2 protein-coding genes and 1 other annotated feature are annotated in these 2,377 nt (G+C 38.5%); both genes read left to right on the top strand.

The window, feature by feature from the left end; all coding sequences use genetic code 11:
- The coding region (locus tag V7068_RS14945; RefSeq protein ID WP_499713443.1) for a D-alanyl-D-alanine carboxypeptidase family protein at nt 1-644 on the top strand (644 nt) is incomplete at its 5' end.
- A gap of 69 nt (nt 645-713) precedes the next feature.
- Nucleotides 714-933, top strand: a binding site (T-box leader).
- 61 nt (nt 934-994) lie between these two features.
- Nucleotides 995-2,275, top strand: coding sequence for a serine--tRNA ligase (serS, locus tag V7068_RS14940; protein ID WP_499713441.1), 1,281 nt, complete (start codon nt 995-997; stop codon nt 2,273-2,275).
- Nucleotides 2,276-2,377 lie beyond the last annotated feature (102 nt).

Genomic DNA, 2,377 nt, shown 5'->3' with positions numbered 1-2,377 from the left:
GAGAATATCCAAACTTTAATTGGATGCTGCCGGGTTTAATCTTTGAATATGATGGTGTTGATGGTTTAAAAACAGGTTCAACGGATTTTGCCGGGTACGCTCATACTGGAACGGCTGTTCGTGATGGGCAACGTTATATTACAGTGGTTATGAAATCAACCTCTAAAGACGAACGTTTTAGAGATAGTATTAAATTAATGGACTACGCTTTTGATCAGTTTAATAAAGAAGAAATTCTTCCTGCACACTATCAGGTCAAAGGGCATAAGTCACTTGATGTTGTGAAAGGAAAAGAAGACGTAGTTAATATTGAAACAAAAGAAGCACTAGATTTAGTTGTAGAAGATGATTACAAAGATCATGTTAAAACGAAACTTGTTATTGATGAAAGTAAGTTAAATGAAGACGGTCAATTAACAGCACCGATTAAAAAAGGTGAGAAGCTTGGTTATATTACCGTTCAAGTAGGAGAAGAGCCTTATGGTTCAATCACGAACCCAGAAGCTAAATCGATCAAGGTAGATGTTGTAGCTGCTGAGTCAGTGGAAAAAGCAAATTGGTTTGTTCTTTCTATGCGTGCAGTAGGTGGATTCTTCGCTGATATTTGGTCAAGCGCTGCTTCTACTGTTAAAGGATGGTTTTAATAGAATTCGCGTATAAAACGGTTGCAACTTGCAAATAATTGTAGTACATTATGGAAAAACAATTTCATTTATAAAGCTATGACAGGAAATAGTAACAAGAGAAGCTTACTGTAGAGAGCCGATGGTTGGTGAAAATCGGTGTAAGCATCTTGTGAATCCATCCTTGAGTAAAGAACGGAACACCTTTTAGGTTAGTAAGTACTTTCGGTTCAAGCCGTTATCTTGACAAGTGGAAGACAAATGTTGTCTTCAACTAGGGTGGCAACGCGGGTTAACTCTCGTCCCTTTTATAGGGACGGGAGTTTTTTGCGTTCAGAAGCTATAAGCTATATAAATAGGAGGAAAGAAAGATGTTAGATTTAAAATTTTTACGAAATAATTTTGAAGAAGTAAAACGTATTCTGCAATATCGTGGAGAAGACTTAACGGATTTAGGAGCATTTGAAGAATTAGATGTGAAACGTCGTGAGTTAATTGCTGAGGTAGAGCAGCTAAAAAGTAAAAGAAATGAAGTATCTCAACAAGTAGCAGTATTAAAACGTGAGAAAAAAGATGCTGATGCATTAATTGTCGAAATGCGTGAAGTGGGAGATCGAATTAAAGGTTTAGATGAAGAACTTCGTAAAGTAGAAGCGAAGTTAGATATGCTTCTCTTATCTATTCCAAACATTCCGCATGAAAGTGTCCCAATTGGAGAAACAGAAGATGATAATGTAGAAGCTCGTAAGTGGGGGGAAGTTCCACAGTTTACATTTGAACCAAAACCGCATTGGGATATAGCGACGGATTTGGGGATTGTTGACTTTGAACGCGCTGCAAAAGTAACGGGAAGCCGTTTTGTTTTTTATAAAGGGCTAGGCGCACGATTAGAGCGTGCATTAGCAAGTTTTATGTTGGATTTACATGTAGAAGAGCATGGTTATGAAGAATTAATGACACCGTTTATGGTAAACCGCGCAAGTATGACAGGTACTGGACAGTTGCCGAAGTTCGAGGAAGATGCATTTCGTATTGAAAGTGAAGATTATTTCTTAATTCCAACAGCTGAAGTGCCTGTAACGAACTTCCATCGTGATGAAATTTTAAACGGAGAGGATTTACCGCTTAGCTATGTAGCTTATACAGCATGCTTCCGTTCTGAAGCAGGGTCTGCAGGCCGAGACACACGTGGTCTGATTCGCCAGCATCAATTTAATAAAGTCGAGCTTGTGAAGATTGTAAAGCCAGAAGACTCTTATCAAGAACTTGAAAACTTAACAGGTCATGCTGAGAAGGTGTTACAATTACTTGGTCTACCATATCGTGTATTGAGCATGTGTACAGCAGACTTAGGATTTACCGCAGCGAAGAAATATGATCTTGAAGTATGGCTGCCGAACTATGGCGGTTATCGAGAAATCTCTTCTTGTAGTAATTTTGAAGCTTTCCAAGGGAGACGTGCGAATATCCGTTTCCGTCGTGATGCGAAAGGAAAACCGGAGTCTGTTCATACATTAAATGGATCTGGTTTAGCTATCGGCAGAACGGTAGCAGCTATTTTGGAAAATTATCAACAAGAAGACGGAAGTGTTATTATTCCGGAAGTATTACGACCATATATGCGTGGCGTAGAAGTCATTAAGCCTAGCTAATTTGAAAGAAAGGGGACTTATTTGTCAAAGATAATGTTCCTCTTTTTAAATGATGTATTAACGAATGTTGCTGCTGAAGTGACTTTCCTTTTATTTCATTGA

Source organism: Bacillus sp. JJ634, assembly GCF_036962285.1.
Lineage (GTDB): Bacteria > Bacillota > Bacilli > Bacillales > DSM-1321 > Peribacillus > Peribacillus asahii_A.
Note: the sequence above shows the minus strand (reverse complement) of the source record. Positions and strands in the feature narration are given on the sequence as shown.

Excerpts from the sequence above, each read along its gene's own strand:
- serS (WP_499713441.1), top strand. The coding sequence starts at position 995 with ATGTTAGATTTAAAATTTTTACGAAATAATTTTGAAGAAGTAAAACGT.